14 protein-coding genes, 1 tRNA gene and 1 pseudogene are annotated in these 16,729 nt (G+C 52.4%); 8 read left to right on the top strand and 8 right to left on the bottom strand.

Going from position 1 to position 16,729, the window contains the following annotated elements; all coding sequences use genetic code 11:
• The 5 genes from AC1W8Y_RS05185 to AC1W8Y_RS05165 form a co-directional block, all read right to left on the bottom strand.
• The gene (locus AC1W8Y_RS05185; RefSeq protein ID WP_482013409.1) at positions 1-462 is read right to left on the bottom strand and encodes a DUF934 domain-containing protein; all 462 of its coding nucleotides are present in this window, start codon (positions 460-462) and stop codon (positions 1-3) included.
• Entirely contained in the window at positions 434-1,219 is a 786-nt protein-coding gene (gene cobA, locus AC1W8Y_RS05180) for a uroporphyrinogen-III C-methyltransferase (RefSeq protein WP_482013408.1), read from the bottom strand. Before cobA ends, AC1W8Y_RS05185 begins: the two co-directional genes overlap by 29 nt.
• The gene (locus AC1W8Y_RS05175; protein WP_482013407.1) at positions 1,216-2,931 is read right to left on the bottom strand and encodes a nitrite/sulfite reductase; all 1,716 of its coding nucleotides are present in this window, start codon (positions 2,929-2,931) and stop codon (positions 1,216-1,218) included. Before AC1W8Y_RS05175 ends, cobA begins: the two co-directional genes overlap by 4 nt.
• A 132-nt stretch (positions 2,932-3,063) precedes the next feature.
• Positions 3,064-4,188 carry a DNA polymerase Y family protein gene (locus AC1W8Y_RS05170; protein ID WP_482013406.1) on the bottom strand — a complete coding sequence of 375 codons (1,125 nt, stop codon included), beginning with the start codon at positions 4,186-4,188 and terminating at the stop codon, positions 3,064-3,066.
• Positions 4,189-4,218: 30 nt separating this feature from the next.
• Positions 4,219-4,611, bottom strand: coding sequence for a gamma-glutamylcyclotransferase family protein (locus AC1W8Y_RS05165; RefSeq protein WP_482013405.1), 393 nt, complete (start codon positions 4,609-4,611; stop codon positions 4,219-4,221).
• A 197-nt stretch (positions 4,612-4,808) separates the two neighbouring features.
• On the opposite strand from AC1W8Y_RS05165, the gene AC1W8Y_RS05160 reads away from it, so the two are divergent.
• On the top strand, positions 4,809-5,504 hold the full coding sequence (locus tag AC1W8Y_RS05160; protein WP_482013404.1) for a TerC family protein: 696 nt from the start codon (positions 4,809-4,811) through the stop codon (positions 5,502-5,504).
• A 7-nt stretch (positions 5,505-5,511) separates the two neighbouring features.
• Here AC1W8Y_RS05160 and AC1W8Y_RS05155 read toward each other — a convergent pair whose 3' ends face one another.
• Together AC1W8Y_RS05155 and AC1W8Y_RS05150 are read right to left on the bottom strand one after the other, a co-directional pair.
• Positions 5,512-6,201 (bottom strand): TerC family protein, encoded by a 690-nt coding sequence (locus AC1W8Y_RS05155; RefSeq protein ID WP_482013403.1) that lies wholly within the window; start codon positions 6,199-6,201, stop codon positions 5,512-5,514.
• 76 nt (positions 6,202-6,277) lie between these two features.
• The gene (locus AC1W8Y_RS05150) at positions 6,278-6,973 is read right to left on the bottom strand and encodes a nitroreductase (RefSeq protein ID WP_482013402.1); all 696 of its coding nucleotides are present in this window, start codon (positions 6,971-6,973) and stop codon (positions 6,278-6,280) included.
• A 232-nt stretch (positions 6,974-7,205) separates the two neighbouring features.
• Between AC1W8Y_RS05150 and AC1W8Y_RS05145 the strand changes: the two genes are divergently transcribed.
• On the top strand, positions 7,206-8,003 hold the full coding sequence (locus tag AC1W8Y_RS05145; protein WP_482013401.1) for an enoyl-CoA hydratase/isomerase family protein: 798 nt from the start codon (positions 7,206-7,208) through the stop codon (positions 8,001-8,003).
• Positions 7,996-8,484 (top strand): hypothetical protein, encoded by a 489-nt coding sequence (locus AC1W8Y_RS05140; protein WP_482013400.1) that lies wholly within the window; start codon positions 7,996-7,998, stop codon positions 8,482-8,484. The genes AC1W8Y_RS05145 and AC1W8Y_RS05140 overlap by 8 nt, the downstream gene beginning before the upstream one ends.
• A gap of 250 nt (positions 8,485-8,734) precedes the next feature.
• Here AC1W8Y_RS05140 and AC1W8Y_RS05135 read toward each other — a convergent pair.
• A tRNA-Met gene (locus AC1W8Y_RS05135) sits at positions 8,735-8,811 on the bottom strand.
• Between the two features lie 75 nt (positions 8,812-8,886).
• Between AC1W8Y_RS05135 and scpB the strand changes: the two are divergent.
• The 5 genes and pseudogenes from scpB to infB all read left to right on the top strand — a co-directional run.
• Positions 8,887-9,489 (top strand): annotated as a pseudogene (gene scpB / locus AC1W8Y_RS05130) (SMC-Scp complex subunit ScpB); the annotation flags it as partial.
• A 197-nt stretch (positions 9,490-9,686) separates the two neighbouring features.
• Positions 9,687-11,417 carry a pseudouridine synthase gene (locus tag AC1W8Y_RS05125; RefSeq protein ID WP_482013399.1) on the top strand — a complete coding sequence of 577 codons (1,731 nt, stop codon included), beginning with the start codon at positions 9,687-9,689 and terminating at the stop codon, positions 11,415-11,417.
• A gap of 215 nt (positions 11,418-11,632) precedes the next feature.
• Positions 11,633-12,142, top strand: coding sequence for a ribosome maturation factor RimP (gene rimP, locus AC1W8Y_RS05120; RefSeq protein ID WP_482013398.1), 510 nt, complete (start codon positions 11,633-11,635; stop codon positions 12,140-12,142).
• A complete protein-coding gene (nusA, locus tag AC1W8Y_RS05115) occupies positions 12,139-13,611 on the top strand; it encodes a transcription termination factor NusA (RefSeq protein WP_482013397.1) in 1,473 nt (490 codons plus the stop codon). The genes rimP and nusA overlap by 4 nt, the downstream gene beginning before the upstream one ends.
• A gap of 64 nt (positions 13,612-13,675) precedes the next feature.
• Complete coding sequence (gene infB / locus AC1W8Y_RS05110; RefSeq protein ID WP_482013396.1) at positions 13,676-16,726, top strand: translation initiation factor IF-2; 3,051 nt, start codon at positions 13,676-13,678, stop codon at positions 16,724-16,726.
• Positions 16,727-16,729: the final 3 nt, after the last annotated feature.

Raw genomic sequence — 16,729 nt, 5'->3', positions numbered from 1 at the left:
TCATTGATCGATTGATTGCCAAGGGGCCTTGGATCCGTCCAAGCCTGCCTGGTAGTGACCAGCAAAGGGTGTCACGATGCTTGTCGCCAAGTGCGTTACCCCGGGGTCTGGTATGTGAGCATGGGTAAATCCCACGCGTTTGAGTAAGAACAAGAGCTCTTGATTGATATCGCCCACGGCATGTAATTCGCCTTGAAACCCTGCTTCACGTAAACGTGCTGCGATTGAATAAGCCCTGCCATCAGCAAACTTGGAGAATTTGATCCCCACCCCGGCCGTGCCTCGATGTGCCTCGGCAAATTGCTGTACGTGGGCACTCAATGCCAATGCACTGTCGGTCCCCAACAGTGACTCGGGTTCAATAATTTCCGTTGGTGTCAGTGGCTCGGGCACTCGCAGACCAGACATGTCAAAGACGACAACGGGTGTTACCTCAGCGGATGGCAAACTCTCTAAATTCATGACGATGTCCCATATCAGTTCGATCAGGCTGCGACAGTCTGTCAACAGCAACGTTATTCATGGCCGCGCCAATCAACAAAGTGACAGGCCCGTCGCACGGCGCAAACCCTTCAGCGGCGATGGCGCCTAGCGTTGAGCGCAAGCGAAGACCTGCACGGCTCGCATTTTCAACCAGACAAATTGCTGTGTCAGGTGATTTTCCTGCGTCGATCAGCTTCTGGCAAATCTGTTGTGATTGCGATCCTGCCATGTAGAGTACGACGGTTTCAACCCCCATGCAGGCGCGAATCCACTGCGTTTCATTTTCAGTTTCACGGTGGCCGACTCGAGGGGTTACAAAAGCAACGCTGCGAGAGATACCTCTGAGCGTCAGACTCGCTTGCAACGTTGCGGCAGCGGCGCAGGCGGCGGTCACGCCCGGAACGACCTCGACAGGGATCCCGTGCTGTCGAAGGATCTCAAGTTCTTCAGCAAGCCGGCCGAAAATGGAAGGGTCTCCGCCTTTCAATCGGACGACATTTTTGCCTTGCTTGGCGAAAGCAAGCAAGCTTGAACAGATAAATGATTGCTCAACTGAGGGTTGGTCCAAACGCTTACCGACATCGAGCCACCTCGCATGGGGAGCCGCCTCGCGCATCCCCGCCAGATCAACTAACGCATCGTGCAAGACAACATCAGCCTGACTCAGAATTCGCCAGGCTTTACGGGTCATTAACTCTGGGTCTCCGGGACCTGCACCCATCAACGTGACACTCATGTGGCCAACTCACTCGCTTCTGTCACATCATCTTGCAACGGAGTGACTGCCTTCCTCACCGTATCGGCAGCCTTGGCAAAGGGTTGCTTGCCGACGCGCGCAACACACGCCCTGAAGATCTCGCCAGGTTGACGTAGTTCGAGGTAGGTGTCCAGGATTTCTTCAATCGCGTCGCCGATCTCATCTTCGGCAAACGCTTTACCAATGATGGTGCCGAGCGCTGCGGGTGCACCATGCCCTGAATGACCGCCAAGTAGCACTTGATAAAACGCAGCACCGTCTTTGTCGACCCCCAAAATACCAATATGACCCGTGTGGTGGTGCCCACAGCTATTCATACAGCCAGATATTCTCAAATCAAGCGGGCCGATGTTCTCTTGCGCATCGACCGATTGGTAACGACGGGCAATGTCCTCGGCAACGGGGATGGATCGTGCGTTGGCTAAAGCGCAGAAATCTCCCCCTGGGCAGCTGACCATGCTCCCAATTAATCCGCCGACGGCATGATGCAGGTTCAGGCTCTTCAAAGCCACATACAGGGCAGGCAAATCAGTTTCGATCACGGCAGGGAGGACAAAATCCTGCGTATGGCTCACGCGGATAAAGCCTTGGCTGAATTGATCCGCAATCGCTGCAATTTGATCCATTTCATCGCTGGTCACATCGCCTGGCGGGCGGGTATGGTGCTTGAGAGGGATGAGCACGGCTGCATAACCTGGTTGACGATGAGGCAGTCGATTGCGTGCGAGCCAGTGTGACCAACTGGTCTGCTCAGATCCTGTGAACTGATTGTCTAGGTTGGCGAGCCTAGCGCCTTTAGTCCAATCTGGTTCGACAAAGGCGGCCTTGACTCGATCGAGTTCACGCTGCGTCAGCTGATGGATACCATCGCGTAATCTAACCCACTCAGCCTCCACCATCTCTCTGAAGTGATCGATGCCCACTGCACGGACAAGAATTTTAATTCGAGCTTTTGTCAGATTATCACGACGTCCTAGCTCGTTGTAGACCCGCATGACTGCATGGGTGTAGGTCAACAAGTGCTTCCATTCGAGCTCTTCGCGTAAGACAGGTGCAAGAATGGGTGTGCGCCCCATGCCGCCACCAACTCTGACGCGAAAAACGGGTTCGGGCTCAGCCCGAATCACCTCAAACGCCATGTCGTGCAGTTGGGTCAATGCTCTATCCTCTGGCGTCCCGGTAAGCGCCACTTTGAATTTTCGGGGTAGAAAGCACAGTTCTGGATGAAAAGTACTCCATTGACGCATCAACTCAGCGTAAGGCCGAGGGTCTAAAAGTTCGTCTGGCGCAATCCCTGCCAACGCATCGCTGGTAATGTTTCGTAGGCAATTACCACTCGATTGAATCCCGTGAATACCGACTTCAGCTAAATCTGCGAGCGCCTTTGGGGCATCGTCTAATGAGATCCAGTTTAGTTGCATGTTCTGACGAGTTGTCAGATGCCCATAGCCACGATCATATTGGCGCGCTACCTGACCCAAGGCTCTCAATTGTTTGCTGTTGAGCATGCCGTATGCAATCGCGATTCTCAGCATCGGTGCATAGCGTTGAATATAGAGACCGTTTTGTAAACGCAATGGCTTGAGGTGATCGTCGCTCAGTAGCCCCGTTTGATTGCGTTGAATCTGGCCAGCAAGTTGTGTCGCGCGCTCTTTCAGGCGCGTGGTATCGAAGAGATTAGATTGATACATTGTTTTGGCACAGCAATGAGGAAAGCACAAGGCTATCGCCGGGAACAACGCAGGTCAAAGAAGCAATTAGTCTATGGATATAACCAGAAATGCTTTCGTCGAGCTTTCGTGATGCTGTTGAGTCAACGACTTTTAGCGAAATTCCAAGGGTAAATCTCCCTGCAGGACAGGAATTTCGGTAGCCAGATTCTCTAAGGGGATGAGACTGCTGGCCTTAACGCCGATCAGGCGGATTTTTTGTGCGAGCGGGACTCGTTTCAGACATTCTTGCGCTTCACGGCGGATATCCACCGCCTCGAACACGGGCTGGGCCAAGGTGATATCGCGCGTTACCACTTGAAAATCCGCATATTTCAACTTGATGCCCAGCGTTTTCGCCGCGTAAGCCTTTCGCCGGAGATCCTCACTCAATTTGACACACAGTGAGGTAAAAATCTCTGACAGTTCGCTTTTGTCGGTTTTGACATGTAGATCACGCGCAAACGTCGTTTCTCTGCTAATTGACTTGGGTTCAGACTCGGTGACGACCGGCCTGTCATCGATGCCATGCGCGGCTCGGTTCATCCACAACCCAGTTGATCGACCGAAATGCTGCACCAGGATCTCGACGGGGGTGGCTGCGAGATCCCCAATCGTATGAATATCAAGAGTTTTTAGCTTTTCGGTTGCTTTGGGGCCAATGCCATTAATTTTCTTGGCCGCTAATGGCCAGATCTTTGTTGCTAGATCTGGCTCGTCCAAGATGGTGATCCCGTCCGGTTTGTTCAAGTCAGACGCGATTTTGGAGAGCAACTTGTTTGGCGTGATACCGATTGAGCAACTGAGTCCGGTCGCATCCCGAACGGCTTGCTTAATGCGCGTGGCAATTTGGTAGGTGCTGCCCTCAAGCGTTGTCAGATCGATATATATCTCATCAATCCCGCGATCTTCGACGATTGGGGCAAGATTGATGACGGCAGATTTGAACAACCGTGAGTAATGGCGGTACGCTTCATAATTGCCAGGCAACAAAATCGCATCCGGTGCTAATTCAGCGGATTTCATCAAGCCCATCCCAGAGAAGACACCCAAGGCCCTCGCTTCATAGGTCGAAGTAGTCACCACACCTCGACCGACATAGTTTCTTAGTTTAGGGTAGATCCATCTGCCGACCTTGTCTTGAACAGGGCGCGATGCATTGCGGCCACCCACCACGACGGCCTGCCCTTTAAGTTCTGGGTAAGTTAGCAACTCTACCGACGCAAAAAATGCGTCCATGTCGAGATGAGCGATTCTGCGCACGGAGTACTAGGGTCGATGAGATTGGTAAAAATCTGTCAAATGGGCAGACGCAAACGCTTGTGGATCCCAATCTTTGTCGATCAAGGCGCTCGCGTCAATCCATCGGTAAATATCGGCGGCGATGGTTGCCCCATCGCCGGACGTCACCAAGACTGGTTCGCGAACGTATTCATGCGCTTCGAAATCATCAAGTAATCGCAGCTCATTTGCTGACAGGTTCAACCAAACCACACCGCTGATCATATGACCCTGCTGCGGGACCGCTGCGGGATACGGTTTATCAACAATTTGATGACGACGCCAATGGTCAAGCGTGACTTGCTTTTTTTCTGGCAGCGACTGAGTGACTTGTTGAAAGATACGGTCAAACATGAGCGAGCCATAAGTAAAGACATTCACCGTGCCAGATCCTCATCATTCATCGTTAATATTGCTTGGCAATAATTGCATTTTTTACGCACCGTTGCATTTTGTAACATGAAATTCTCGACAAACGCGGTACGCTTCCAGACTTGTGTCATTTGAGCGCTTTGTCCCGTCGCACCGTCGCTTGTTTAAGTGCGCAGCATTTCGCTCATTAGTCAAAAAGGCTTTACATGGATATTTGGTCAATAGAGTTTTTGAGTGCGTTAGGTGCAATTGTTTTGATTGATCTGGTGCTTGCAGGTGATAACGCCCTAGTGATCGCTTTAGCAGCCAGAAGTTTGCCCAAGGCGCTACAGCGTAAAGCTGTTTTTTGGGGGACCGTCGGTGCGATTGTTGTTCGTAGTTTCATGACGCTTGGTGCACTGTGGCTATTGAAAATACCAGGGGTCATGCTCATCGGCGGATTGATCCTGTTATGGATTGCTATCAAATTGATGACCCAAGAAGCGGGTGACCAGCATGATCACGATCACGCCGGTAGCTTTTGGGCGGCGATGAAAACGATCATCATTGCCGATGCTGTGATGGGGGTCGACAATGTGCTGGGAGTTGCAGGGGCCGCACATGGTAGCTTTTTGCTGGTTGGTTTGGGGCTGTTGATTAGCATCCCGATTGTTGTTTGGTGCAGCGGGCTCGTGCTGAGGTTGATTGATCGCTATCCAGTCGTCATCGACCTTGGCGCGATGGTGTTGGCTTGGACAGCGGCCAGTATGATTTTTGATGAACCCTTAATTCAGACATTGAGCCAGCCATTTGTCGAATGGTTCAACGCCATTGCGTTGGCGACAGCAGTGCTGGTCTGGATGTTTGCCCGTTATTTACGATTTGTTAGACAAGCGGGCAAACGGGACCAGAACTCATTTTAAAAAGACGTCAAACAGCTTCACTCGTTGTTTGACGCTTTTTTTGTAACACTTTGCCAACGACCAGCACAATCAAGGCGCCACCGATTTGAGCACCGTACTCCCATTGTTGTCTGTGTGGGTCAATCCAAGTGCTGATTGCTTGATCATCCACCAGCATTTCACCTGCAACTTTGCCGATGAGCGCAGCACCAATAGTGATGATGAGAGGGAATCGTTCCATTACTTTCATCAGCATGGTTGAGCCAAAAATAACGACCGGAATGCTTACTCCCAGACCGATAATCATCAAGACATTGTTGTCATGAGCGGCCCCAGCGACCCCTAAGATATTGTCCAGGCTCATCACAAGGTTCGCCACCAAAATTGTCCTGATGGCAGCCCATAAATTATCACTCTGTTTGATGTCGCCGTCGTCTTCGTCACCCGCCAAGAGTTTTACGCCGATCCACAGCAGCAGACAGGCACCGATCAGTCTGAGATAAGGGATGTGCAGTAGTGTCGACGCGAAAATCGTGAGGACGATCAAAAAGAAAACGGCCGACAAAGATCCCCAGAAGATGGCTTTTTTTTGCTGATTCACCGGCAATGCTTGAGCAGCGAGGGCAATGACTACGGCGTTATCGCCTGACAAGAGAATATTGATCCCCATGATGGTTAACAGTGGCCACCAAAAGTGATCTAGTGAAAAGAAATCCATTGTGTTTTTGTTCCGAGTAAGTGTAGTGCTGCGTTTAACAAATTGTTACCATTCGTAGATTCTTCGATCTTGCGCGTTACGTCAAGAACTTTGCGAAGCCTGAGACCGGTTCTCTTTCGCTGATTAGTGTGTTCTCGATTTTAGACATGTCAGCGTAACCGAGTGCCAATCCGCACATCAGAATTTCACTTTCCGGGATACCGGTCACGCGTCTGATGGTTTGATGAAACCGGTTAAAGGCGGCTTGTGCACAGGTGTCTAACCCACGGCCGCGCGCGGCAACCATGAAGCTTTGCAAGAAACAACCAAAATCCAACCAAGAGCCAGTATTCATCACTCGGTCAATCGTAAAAATGATACCAACGGGAGCCCCGAAGAAAATGAAATTTTTTTCATGCTGAAGCTTCATTCCTGCCTTGTCGTCTTTACCAAGTCCTAATAACTGATATAGACCTAGTCCAACTTTACGACGGCGATCAATGTAGGGGGGCGCCCAATGATCAGGATAGTAGCGATACTCTTCGGTGATTTCCGACGCCTTGTCAGGATCGGCAATGGTTGCCAAGATTTCGCTCGATAAGCGCTCTTTGATATCACCTGTCACCACATAAGCTTTCCAAGGTTGTGTATTTGAACCTGACGGGGCTCTGGCTGCGACCGCAAGCATTTGTTCTATGTCTTCGCGTGGCACTGCCTTGGGAAGGAAGGCACGCATCGAATGTCTAGACGTAATGGCGCGATCAACGATTTCTTGCTCGGTATGTTTGATCATGAAAAATGAAGGGCGACGTTAAGGCCGTTGTCTCTGGTTAATGGGGAGCTCGCCCGGGCGAGGCTATATGGGGTCAAAATCTAACACAAACCCTCGGTAAGCAGATAGTCATGCTGCTAGCCCAAGACTGAATCAAGCTCTCTGCTATCCTATTTCACGAGCGGCTGAAGTGACCGTCCTTTGGGGGCGGCAACAATGTCAATATCATTATTTCCCGCTAAAGGAGTGTTTCATGCAAGCGATTCAGTACGAGTTTGAAGATGGCGTGGGCGTTTTAACCTTGAACCGACCTGCCCGCAAGAACGCCATTGACAAGGTGATGTCCGATGAGTTGAAACAAGTGCTGTTCGCACTGCCTCAACAGCGAGATCTCAGAGCGCTGGTGATCACAGGTGCTGGTGGGGCTTTTTGCGCTGGTGGCGATATCACTAATATGATGTCAGCTGCCAGCAGCGCTGAGGCTGGGCGCGACAGAATGCGTCATGACTATTTATCCTGGATAGAGACGCTGCTAAGACTTGAAGTGCCGGTAATCGCCGCGGTGCAAGGGCCAGCCTTTGGTGCCGGCTTTAGTCTTGCCTTAACTGCTGACTTCGTCGTCGCCGAACCAGGTAGCCGCTTCTGTATGTCATTTGTTCGGCTGGGCCTTGTGCCTGATTGTGGGGCGTTTTATACGTTGCCGAGGATTGTGGGCGTTCAGCGCGCAAAAGAGCTTTGCTTTTCTGGCCGCGAGTTGGGGCTAGCGGAGGCCCACCAGTTAGGGATTGTCACCGAAATTGCTTCTGCTAATACCGGGCTCGCTCGGGCCAAAGAGATCGCTCGGTGTTTTGCGGCAGCTGCCCCCGCTTCATTGACGTTGATGAAACGTGCCCTGAACGTGTCGATGAACAGTTCGTTGGACGCCATGATCGATATCGAAGCGGCGGCACAGGGGATTGCACGCACTAGTCCTTGGCATGCGCAGGCCGTATCAAAATTTTTAGCCAAAGAGCCGGCCATGTTTCAATGGCCAGCGCAACCAGATGCCTAATCGTATTTCATTACTGCTGCTGGCGCTGGACGCCAACGACAGGTCTCAGCGCTGGCAAAACGATTTGCGCCAGTGGTCTAGATTCGATCGGGTGATTGTGATTACTGATGAGACGGATCTTGTCTCATCGGATGACCGCCACCCGTGGTTGAGCGTTGCATCGCTTGCGCCGATTGGGGCAGATGAGTCGTGTCTGTGCTGCGGTCTTAACACCGGCTTGGGCGACCACCTTAGAAAGATTTTCTTCGAAGCCCTGTCGGCTAAAGTGTCCAAATTGGAGGCGGTGTTGGTCGTCTCTCGCAAAGCAGATCCAGAGGCGATTCAATTCACTTTGAAGCACACGCCTTTTTTAGGTCAACGCTATTGTTATTTGGGTGTCGTACCGATCAATTCAACCCTGAAGCCGCATCAGCTAGAGAATTGGCCCAGCAGCACTTGGGTTGAAGGTCTTGAAAATATGCTGGCTAATACGTTACACTAATCCCGTTGTCAGTTAGCAGTCGTGCTTGCATGGTTGCCAACTTAGCTTCCAAATTGCCACATTTTCTTCTTACATTGCAATGAAGCTTGCCGTTGCGCCTGCCTGATGTGCCGGTTCACGGTGAATGAAACACAACACCCATTCTGATTGACTTGGTCACAGCCGTGATTGTCGAGTGCTGAATTAATTTTCATCCTCACAAAACAAAACTGGCCGAGCGCAAAAATCGCGATCGACCAGAAGTTGTATTTGGTTGCGGGGGCAGGATTTGAACCTACGACCTTCGGGTTATGAGCCCGACGAGCTGCCAGACTGCTCCACCCCGCGTCTGAGAAAAAGAGTATAGCGTATCTAGCGCGAGTTCGCAAATCGAACCGACGCTGAAAGGAAAGAAAAGTCGATATGGATGATCCCAAAGCCTTACTGGTATTGGAAACTGCACTACTCTGCGCCTCGGCACCCATGCCGATTTCAGAGCTTAAAAAACTGTTTGATGATGAGTCGTTGAGCGATGGGCAGATGAGAGAAGCGTTAGAAGCGCTTCAAATTGCCTGGAATGATCGTGGTATGGTGCTGGTCGAGTTGGCAAGCGGCTGGCGGTTTCAAAGCCGTGAAAGCATGCAGGCCTATTTACAGCGTTTGAGCATCGAGCGAGCGCCCAAGTACTCTCGCGCCGTCATGGAGACGCTTGCCATTATTGCTTGGCGTCAGCCAGTGACCCGGGGTGACATAGAAGACATCCGAGGTGTTACAGTCTCGTCCCAGATCATTAAAACCCTCGAAGAAAGAGGCTGGGTTGATGTGATTGGGCACAGAGACGGCCCAGGTCGGCCTGGTCTTTTAGGGACGACAAGACAATTTCTCGATGATCTGGGATTACGCGCCCTGGATGAATTGCCTGCGCTGGGGTCCATCGATCTTGGCGATGCGTTGGGGGCTCTGCAAATTGACCCAGAGTCGGCGACCAGCACAAGCGCTGAGGATGTTGATCGTGGCAGTGCGGCGAACAGCTCACCAGAACTGATGGATAACGCAGAACTGATGGATAACTTCATCGCTGCAGAAGCACTTGATAACAATGTCAGGCTCGATGTGGTGGATGACAGCGTCGTCTCAGCGGCAGAGCAAAGCCCTGACCGTTCAACAGAAAAAATAAATTTTGAGATCGATCAACAAGTCGATCAAGTTAATCCGGAGTCCAAGTGACGAATACATCAAACAGCAATAACGAAACGCCCGACCAAGTCGCTGATCTCTCCACGCCGTCCGATACAGCCACACAGCAAGTTGATGCGACACGTACCAGCAAGCCTCGTAGCAGAAAGCTTAGAACGCCTTTTCGTCGACGCCGTCCAGATGCTGAGTCTGCCGACACACGAGCCGTGACCCAGACATCGAGTGCAGAAGAGGGACACGCGCAGCAAGGTAACGAACCCTTTGAGGCTGATCAACTCGTTGGCCATGACGCTGTCGATGTGGATACCTCAGACGAGCACGTTGATACCGTCGCTGGTGAACAGGAAGCTGTTCAGGCGCTTTCTTATCTAGGTAAGGCCGAACGGATTGAACAGCGCTTGGGCAAATATCTCAATAGCGATGTGTTGATGCCAAAACTTCATAAAGTTTTGGCTGATGCTGGGATTGGATCGCGACGCGAGATGGAAGAGCTCATCATTGCTGGTCGTGTTTCGGTCAATAGCGAGCCCGCACACATTGGCCAGCGGGTAGGTCCGAACGATTTGGTACGTGTTAATGGTAAGCCGGTCACTCGTACCAATCAGCGCAAGCCTCCTCGCGTTATCCTCTATCACAAACCTGCAGGCGAAATTGTCAGTCATGACGACCCCGCAGGTCGAGCGAATGTCTTTGCACGTTTGCCCAAGATGAAAGTTGGCAAGTGGTTATCGATCGGTCGCTTGGATTTAAACACGGAAGGTCTGTTGATCCTCACCACTTCGGGCGACTTGTCAAACCGTCTGTTGCACCCCCGCTACGGCAATGAAAGAGAGTATGCGGTTCGGGTGCTTGGCGAGTTGGGCCCCGAGCAGCGACAAGCGCTGCTGGATGGTGTGACCCTTGAGGACGGTTTGGCTAGCTTCGGTATGATCGAATTTCTGGGAGGGGAAGGCAGTAACCGCTGGTATCGCGTGACTTTAAATGAAGGGCGCAATCGCGAGGTTCGCCGCATGTTCGAATCCGTGGGGCTAACGGTTAGCAGGCTCATCAGAACCCGTTTTGGGGACATCGTTTTGCCAACGAATTTGCGCCGTGGTCGCTGGGAAGAGCTGGATCCCAAGCTCTGCTCTGCTTTGATGGTGCAAGTCGGGTTGCTTCGGGACGAGGGCGAGGGTGACGGCCGATCCCGTCATCCTAGGCAGCCGGTATCGCATGATAGTGCCTTGCCGCCAGGCTTTGGCACCATGGAAAAAAACGGAATGAATGGCGCCAAAATCGGTCGGCGAGGCAATATCTCTGGCGGGCGAGATAAACCTGAGCGTTTTTCAAGAGGCAGTGAGTTTGCACCAGCCGCACTGACGGTTGGAGGCGGTTTTGCCAACGGCCATCCACAAGCGAGGGCCGGCGGACGCGGTGGTCGCGGTCAAGCTGCAGTTGGCGCCACCACAGCTACCCCGTCGGGTGCTCGCAAACCTCGATCACCCCAAAAATCGCGGAAACCGCTGGGCGCGGCGGGCGCTGGCGATCGCGCGCAAGGTCAGCAACCCACCAGCCAAGCACCACGACCCGATGGTCGTCCTCCCAGAGCGGGGGCGGGGCCAAACGGCAGTGCGCCCAAAACGGGACAACGTCGCAAAACAAACGGTCCACGGGCTGGCGGTCAGCGGTCAACCCCCAAAGGGGATGATTGGCAGCCGAGCGGGGCTTCTGCACATGAATCTAAACTGGGTTTTAGCAAACCACGTGGCGGCCGGTAAGCTCGATTGAGCGTCGTAACTTATTGGTCTGGCAAGATTTTTAGCGAAAATATGCTAACATATCGAGCTTAGTGTTTTTGCGGGTGCGCACTGAAAGTGCGGTGCACCACGGGTCGTTAGTGGGCAAGAATCTTTCTTAAGAGCAAGCATCCCTGACTGAGGGTGCTTGATTGAATATTTAATCGGGCTGTTTTCAGCCCTTTTTTTTTGAGTCGATGGCAGATCTATTTAGTTTATCGCAACAGGCACTTGCCTCAATGGATGTCGAATTAGTCGACGTCGAGAGGGCTGCGCTCGGCCTGCTGCGAATCACAATCGACAGAGCCGACGGGGTGCGCATCGAAGATTGCGAACAGGTGTCCAAGCATTTGTCGCGGGTCTATGAGGTTGAAAATATCGATTATCGGCGGCTTGAGGTTGGGTCGCCGGGTGTTGATCGGCCTTTGCGTACCGAGTCTGACTTCCGCAGATTTGTGGGTGAGCGGATTGAGGTGAAGTTGCGTGAGGCCGTAGAGAATCAAAAGGTTTTTTCGGGGCGACTCGTTTCACTGAACGGTGAGGCGGGTGAGGTGGGTGCCAACGCTGATGCAGGTAAATCCAGTGTCGAGTTTGGTGTCGAATTTGAGGCAAAAAAAGGCGAAGTCCGGCAAGTCGCATTCAGGTTTTCTGACGTTGAGCGCGCTAAGCTGGATCCGGTTCTGGATTTCAAGGGTAAAAAGCGATGAGTCGCGAAATTCTTCAGTTGGTTGATGCCTTGGCACGTGAAAAAAACGTGACGCGCGATGTGGTTTTTGATGCGTTGGAAGGGGCGTTGGCCTCAGCCATGAAAAAGCGTTTCAAAGAGGATGCGGATATCCGTGTCTCGGTCGATCGCCTGAGTGGTGAGCACGAAGGCTTCCGGCGTTGGTTGGTGGTGCCTGATGAGGCGGGCCTTCAAGCGCCTGAGCGCGAAGAGATGTTGTCCGATGCCCAAGAGGTCGTGTCAGATATCGAGGTGGGTGAATACATCGAAGAAGCCTTAGAGCCAATCGAGTTTGGGCGTATCGGTGCGCAGGCTGCCAAGCAAGCTATCCTGCAAAGAATTCGCGACGCCGAGCGTGAGCAGGTTTTGACTGATTTTCTGGATCGTAATGAACTCATTGTTTCCGGCTCGATCAAGCGGATGGACAAGGGTGACGCGATTGTCGAAACCGGCAAGATCGAAGCACGGTTGCCTCGTAGCGAGATGATCCCTAAAGAAAACCTGCGGGTGGGTGATCGTGTGCGTGCCTGGGTGTTTAAGGTCGACCGCACAGCCAGAGGCCAGCAAGTGATCTTGTCGCGTAATGCGCCCGAGTTCATCAAGCAGTTGTTTGAAAACGAAGTGCCTGAAATCGAGCAGGGTCTGCTTGAAATTAAAGGGGCTGCTCGCGATCCTGGGGTTCGTGCCAAAATTGCAGTGGTTGCGTACGATAAACGAATTGATCCAATTGGCACGTGTGTCGGCATGCGCGGCTCGCGTGTCACAGCTGTTCGCAACGAGCTCGGCGGCGAGCAGGTAGATATCGTTTTATGGTCTGATGATCCAGCTCAGTTCGTGATTGGTGCGCTCGCACCTGCCAACGTCGAGTCTATCGTGGTTGATGAAGATCGCCACGCGATGGATGTTGTTGTCGACGAAGAAAATCTGCCGAAAGCGATTGGCTCTAAAGGTCAGAACGTGCGTCTGGCATCAGAGCTGACTGGGTGGCAAATCAACATCATGACACCTGAAGAAAGCCAGAACCGGCAAGAAGTCGAACGTGCTGATTTGCGCTTGACCTTTATGAAGCGTCTTGATGTTGACGAAGAGGTAGCCGATATCCTGATTGACGAAGGCTTTACTGGTCTCGAAGAAATCGCCTACGTGCCGATGCAAGAATTGCTTGAGATCGAATCTTTTGATGAAGATACGATCAATGAACTGCGTACCAGAGCTCGTCATGCACTACTGACTGAAGCCATTGCACAAGAAGAGCGTGTTGAAACCGTGCAAGATTTGTTGAGTCTCGATGGGATGACAGACGACCTCGCCGCCACCTTGGCCTCGCATGGCATCCAAACGCGGGATGATTTGGCAGAGCTCGCCACGGATGAGCTCGCCGAGATGACTGGGGTAGATGAAAAAAGCGCCAGCGATCTGATCATGGCAGCGCGTGCTCATTGGTTTGAATAGTCAGTTGTTGTGCATCGTTATTTAAGTTAATGCAGTCATGCAGTAAATGGGAAGAGAGAGTCTAATGTCCAGTATTACAGTTGCCCAGTTCGCCACAGAGTTGAAAATGCCCGCCAATGTGCTGCTAGAGCAGTTACGTTCGGCTGGTGTCGATCTCGGCTCCGTGGACGAAAAGGTTACCGACTCGGATAAGACGAGACTGCTCGAATCCCTTCGCCGTTCGCATGGGGCGACTGAGGGTAAAAAAATTACACTCACTCGACGCCAGACGTCTGAGATCAGGCAAGCTGATGCCACCGGTAAATCCCGGACGATTCAAGTAGAAGTTCGCAAGAAGCGGGTGTTTGTTAAGCGAGATATCGCTGAAACGACCGAGAGTGAAATGCCCTTGGCGAAAGAGATCGTAGCCCCTGTTGTTGCCGTTCCTGATGCTGACGACAAGCCGTCAATGACCTCGCAGCCGACTGCTGCGTTACCTGCAGCGTTGGATGATCGAACGGTCGTGCCGGTTGAACCCGCGCCAACGTCAGCGGCAGCCGATGCGACTCAGTCAACGCCAATGCAGACGGCTGATCAGGTCGCAACTGATACCGATAGTGCTAACGTAGCCGTTGAAGGCGCTGCCATAGCAGCGCAAACGGCATCTGTCGATGCTGTGGCAGTGGCGGCTTCAGATGAGGTTCGTGCCGAAACGACCCTGACAGATAGTTCATCTGCAGAAACTGACGCAGTCTTGGATGATCAAGCTCAATCGTCTGGTTTAATGGTCGATGATGCGCCTTTAGAAAAATGGGTTTCCGCGCCAGTCGAGCCAGCAGGCCAGTTACCTGAAGCCCCTGCTGCTTCAGTATCAGCGGATCAAGCGCCAGTAGCTGCGTCAGATGTGACCAGCCCCGTTGCCGAGGCACCCAAGGCCATTAAGCAAACACGTGGTAGGGGTATTGCGCCACCGCAAGCAAAAGCACAAGACAGCGCTGGCCGCGATGAGGCGCGTCGCGCGTCAGAGGCAGAGGCCGCTGCGCTGCGTGACATGTTGAACCGCTCACGCAAGCCCGTCAAAGTTGAACCAGATCCTGCGGCTTTATCAGGTACCTTGCATAAGCCAGCGGCTACGCCTGCTAAAGCGGGTGAGAAAAAGCCAGTCGATGCAGCTGGCAAAAAGGTGATTAAATCCGGTGAGGTTTCATCGACTTGGTCTGATGATTCCCGCGGCAAGAAGCCCGCTGAGAAGCGTGATGCCCCCTCTGCGCCAGGCCGTGACGGTTGGCGCGCGGGTGGCAAGAGCAAATCGAGTGGCAAAAAGGGTGGGCGTGGCAGCAACGCACAATCCGATCGCCAAGAGCCAGTGCCGGTTGAGTTCATTGCTCGTGAGATTCACGTGCCTGAAACCATCAGCGTTGCCGATCTTGCCCACAAGATGTCAGTGAAAGCAGGTGAAGTAATCAAGCATTTGATGTCGCTTGGTCAAATGGTCACCATCAACCAAGTATTGGATCAAGAAACGGCGATGATCGTGGTTGAAGAGCTGGGTCATAAGGCAATCGCAGCCAAACTCGATGATCCAGAGGCCTTCTTGGATGATGTACCCCCACATGAAGACGCTGAACTCATGCTTCGCGCACCCGTGGTGACCGTCATGGGTCACGTTGACCATGGTAAGACTTCACTGCTGGATTACATCCGTCGTGCCAAAGTCGCGTCAGGTGAAGCGGGTGGTATTACCCAGCACATTGGTGCTTATCACGTTGAAACTGAACGCGGTATGGTGACTTTTCTTGATACCCCGGGTCACGAAGCATTTACGGCAATGCGTGCTCGCGGTGCAAAGGCTACCGATATCGTGATTTTGGTCGTTGCCGCCGACGATGGCGTGATGCCACAAACTCGCGAGGCGATCCATCACGCGAAAGCCGCTGGTGTTCCGCTGGTCGTTGCTGTTAATAAGATTGATAAGCCAGACGCGAATCCCGAACGCGTTAAGCAAGAGTTGGTTGTTGAAGAAGTTGTGCCAGAAGAATATGGCGGTGATGTCCCCTTTGTGTCGGTTTCTGCCAAAACAGGTCAGGGCATTGATGAATTGATCGAAAACGTGTTGTTGCAGGCCGAGATACTCGAGCTCAAAGCGGCCGTTCACGCTCCCGCCAAGGGGTTGGTGATTGAAGCGCGTTTGGATAAAGGTCGCGGTCCAGTGGCAACGATTCTGGTTCAAAGTGGCACACTTAATCGCGGTGATGTAGTGCTTGCTGGCGCTGCGTATGGTCGTGTTCGCGCCATGCTTGATGAAAATGGCAAGCCAATCCAATCAGCGGGTCCTTCCATCCCTGTCGAGATCCAAGGTCTGACAGAGGTGCCCTCGGCTGGTGATGAGATTATGTCCTTGGTCGACGAGCGCAAAGCGCGCGAAATTGCCTTGTTCAGACAAGGTAAATTCCGTGATGTGAAGTTGGCTCGTCAACAAGCGGCCAAGCTTGAGTCGATGTTTGAGAACATCAAAGAGGGCGCACAGACGCTTTCTCTGATTGTCAAGACAGACGTTCAGGGCTCCCAAGAGGCTTTGGTTCAGTCGTTGGTCAAATTATCGACTGAAGAAGTTCGAGTTCAAGTGGTCCACGCGGCGGTAGGCGGCGTTTCAGAGAGCGATGTCAACTTGGCCATTGCTTCAGGCGCCGTCATTATTGGCTTTAACGTGCGTGCTGACGCAAGTAGCAAAAAGCTGGCCGAGTCCAATGGCGTCGATATCCGCTACTACAACATCATTTACGACGCAGTCGATGAAGTGAAAGCAGCGATGTCTGGCATGCTTGCTCCCGAAAAACGCGAAGAAGTCATCGGCATGGTTGAGATTCGTGAGGTCTATACCATCTCGCGTATCGGTACCGTTGCGGGTTGTATGGTCACGGATGGCTTGGTCAAGCGTGACTCGCAAGTCCGCTTGCTGCGTAATAACGTTGTGCACTGGACTGGCTGGATGGAATCGCTACGTCGCTTTAAAGATGACGTGCGTGAGGTGAAATCCGGATTTGATTGCGGTATCACCTTGCGCGGCAACAATGATCTTCAGGTTGGCGATCAGCTTGAGATTTTTGAAATCAAAGAAGTGGCGCGTTCGCTCTAAGCC

Source organism: Jezberella sp. (assembly GCF_964834465.1).
Note: the sequence above shows the minus strand (reverse complement) of the source record. Positions and strands in the feature narration are given on the sequence as shown.

Coding starts and splice junctions, on each gene's coding strand:
- AC1W8Y_RS05175 (WP_482013407.1), bottom strand. CDS start 2,931: ATGTATCAATCTAATCTCTTCGATACCACGCGCCTGAAAGAGCGCGCG.
- infB (WP_482013396.1), top strand. CDS start 13,676: ATGTCCAGTATTACAGTTGCCCAGTTCGCCACAGAGTTGAAAATGCCC.
- AC1W8Y_RS05145 (WP_482013401.1), top strand. CDS start 7,206: ATGCAAGCGATTCAGTACGAGTTTGAAGATGGCGTGGGCGTTTTAACC.
- AC1W8Y_RS05185 (WP_482013409.1), bottom strand. CDS start 462: ATGAATTTAGAGAGTTTGCCATCCGCTGAGGTAACACCCGTTGTCGTC.
- AC1W8Y_RS05140 (WP_482013400.1), top strand. CDS start 7,996: ATGCCTAATCGTATTTCATTACTGCTGCTGGCGCTGGACGCCAACGAC.
- nusA (WP_482013397.1), top strand. CDS start 12,139: ATGAGTCGCGAAATTCTTCAGTTGGTTGATGCCTTGGCACGTGAAAAA.
- rimP (WP_482013398.1), top strand. CDS start 11,633: ATGGCAGATCTATTTAGTTTATCGCAACAGGCACTTGCCTCAATGGAT.
- AC1W8Y_RS05160 (WP_482013404.1), top strand. CDS start 4,809: ATGGATATTTGGTCAATAGAGTTTTTGAGTGCGTTAGGTGCAATTGTT.
- AC1W8Y_RS05150 (WP_482013402.1), bottom strand. CDS start 6,973: ATGATCAAACATACCGAGCAAGAAATCGTTGATCGCGCCATTACGTCT.
- cobA (WP_482013408.1), bottom strand. CDS start 1,219: ATGAGTGTCACGTTGATGGGTGCAGGTCCCGGAGACCCAGAGTTAATG.
- AC1W8Y_RS05170 (WP_482013406.1), bottom strand. CDS start 4,188: ATGGACGCATTTTTTGCGTCGGTAGAGTTGCTAACTTACCCAGAACTT.
- AC1W8Y_RS05155 (WP_482013403.1), bottom strand. CDS start 6,201: ATGGATTTCTTTTCACTAGATCACTTTTGGTGGCCACTGTTAACCATC.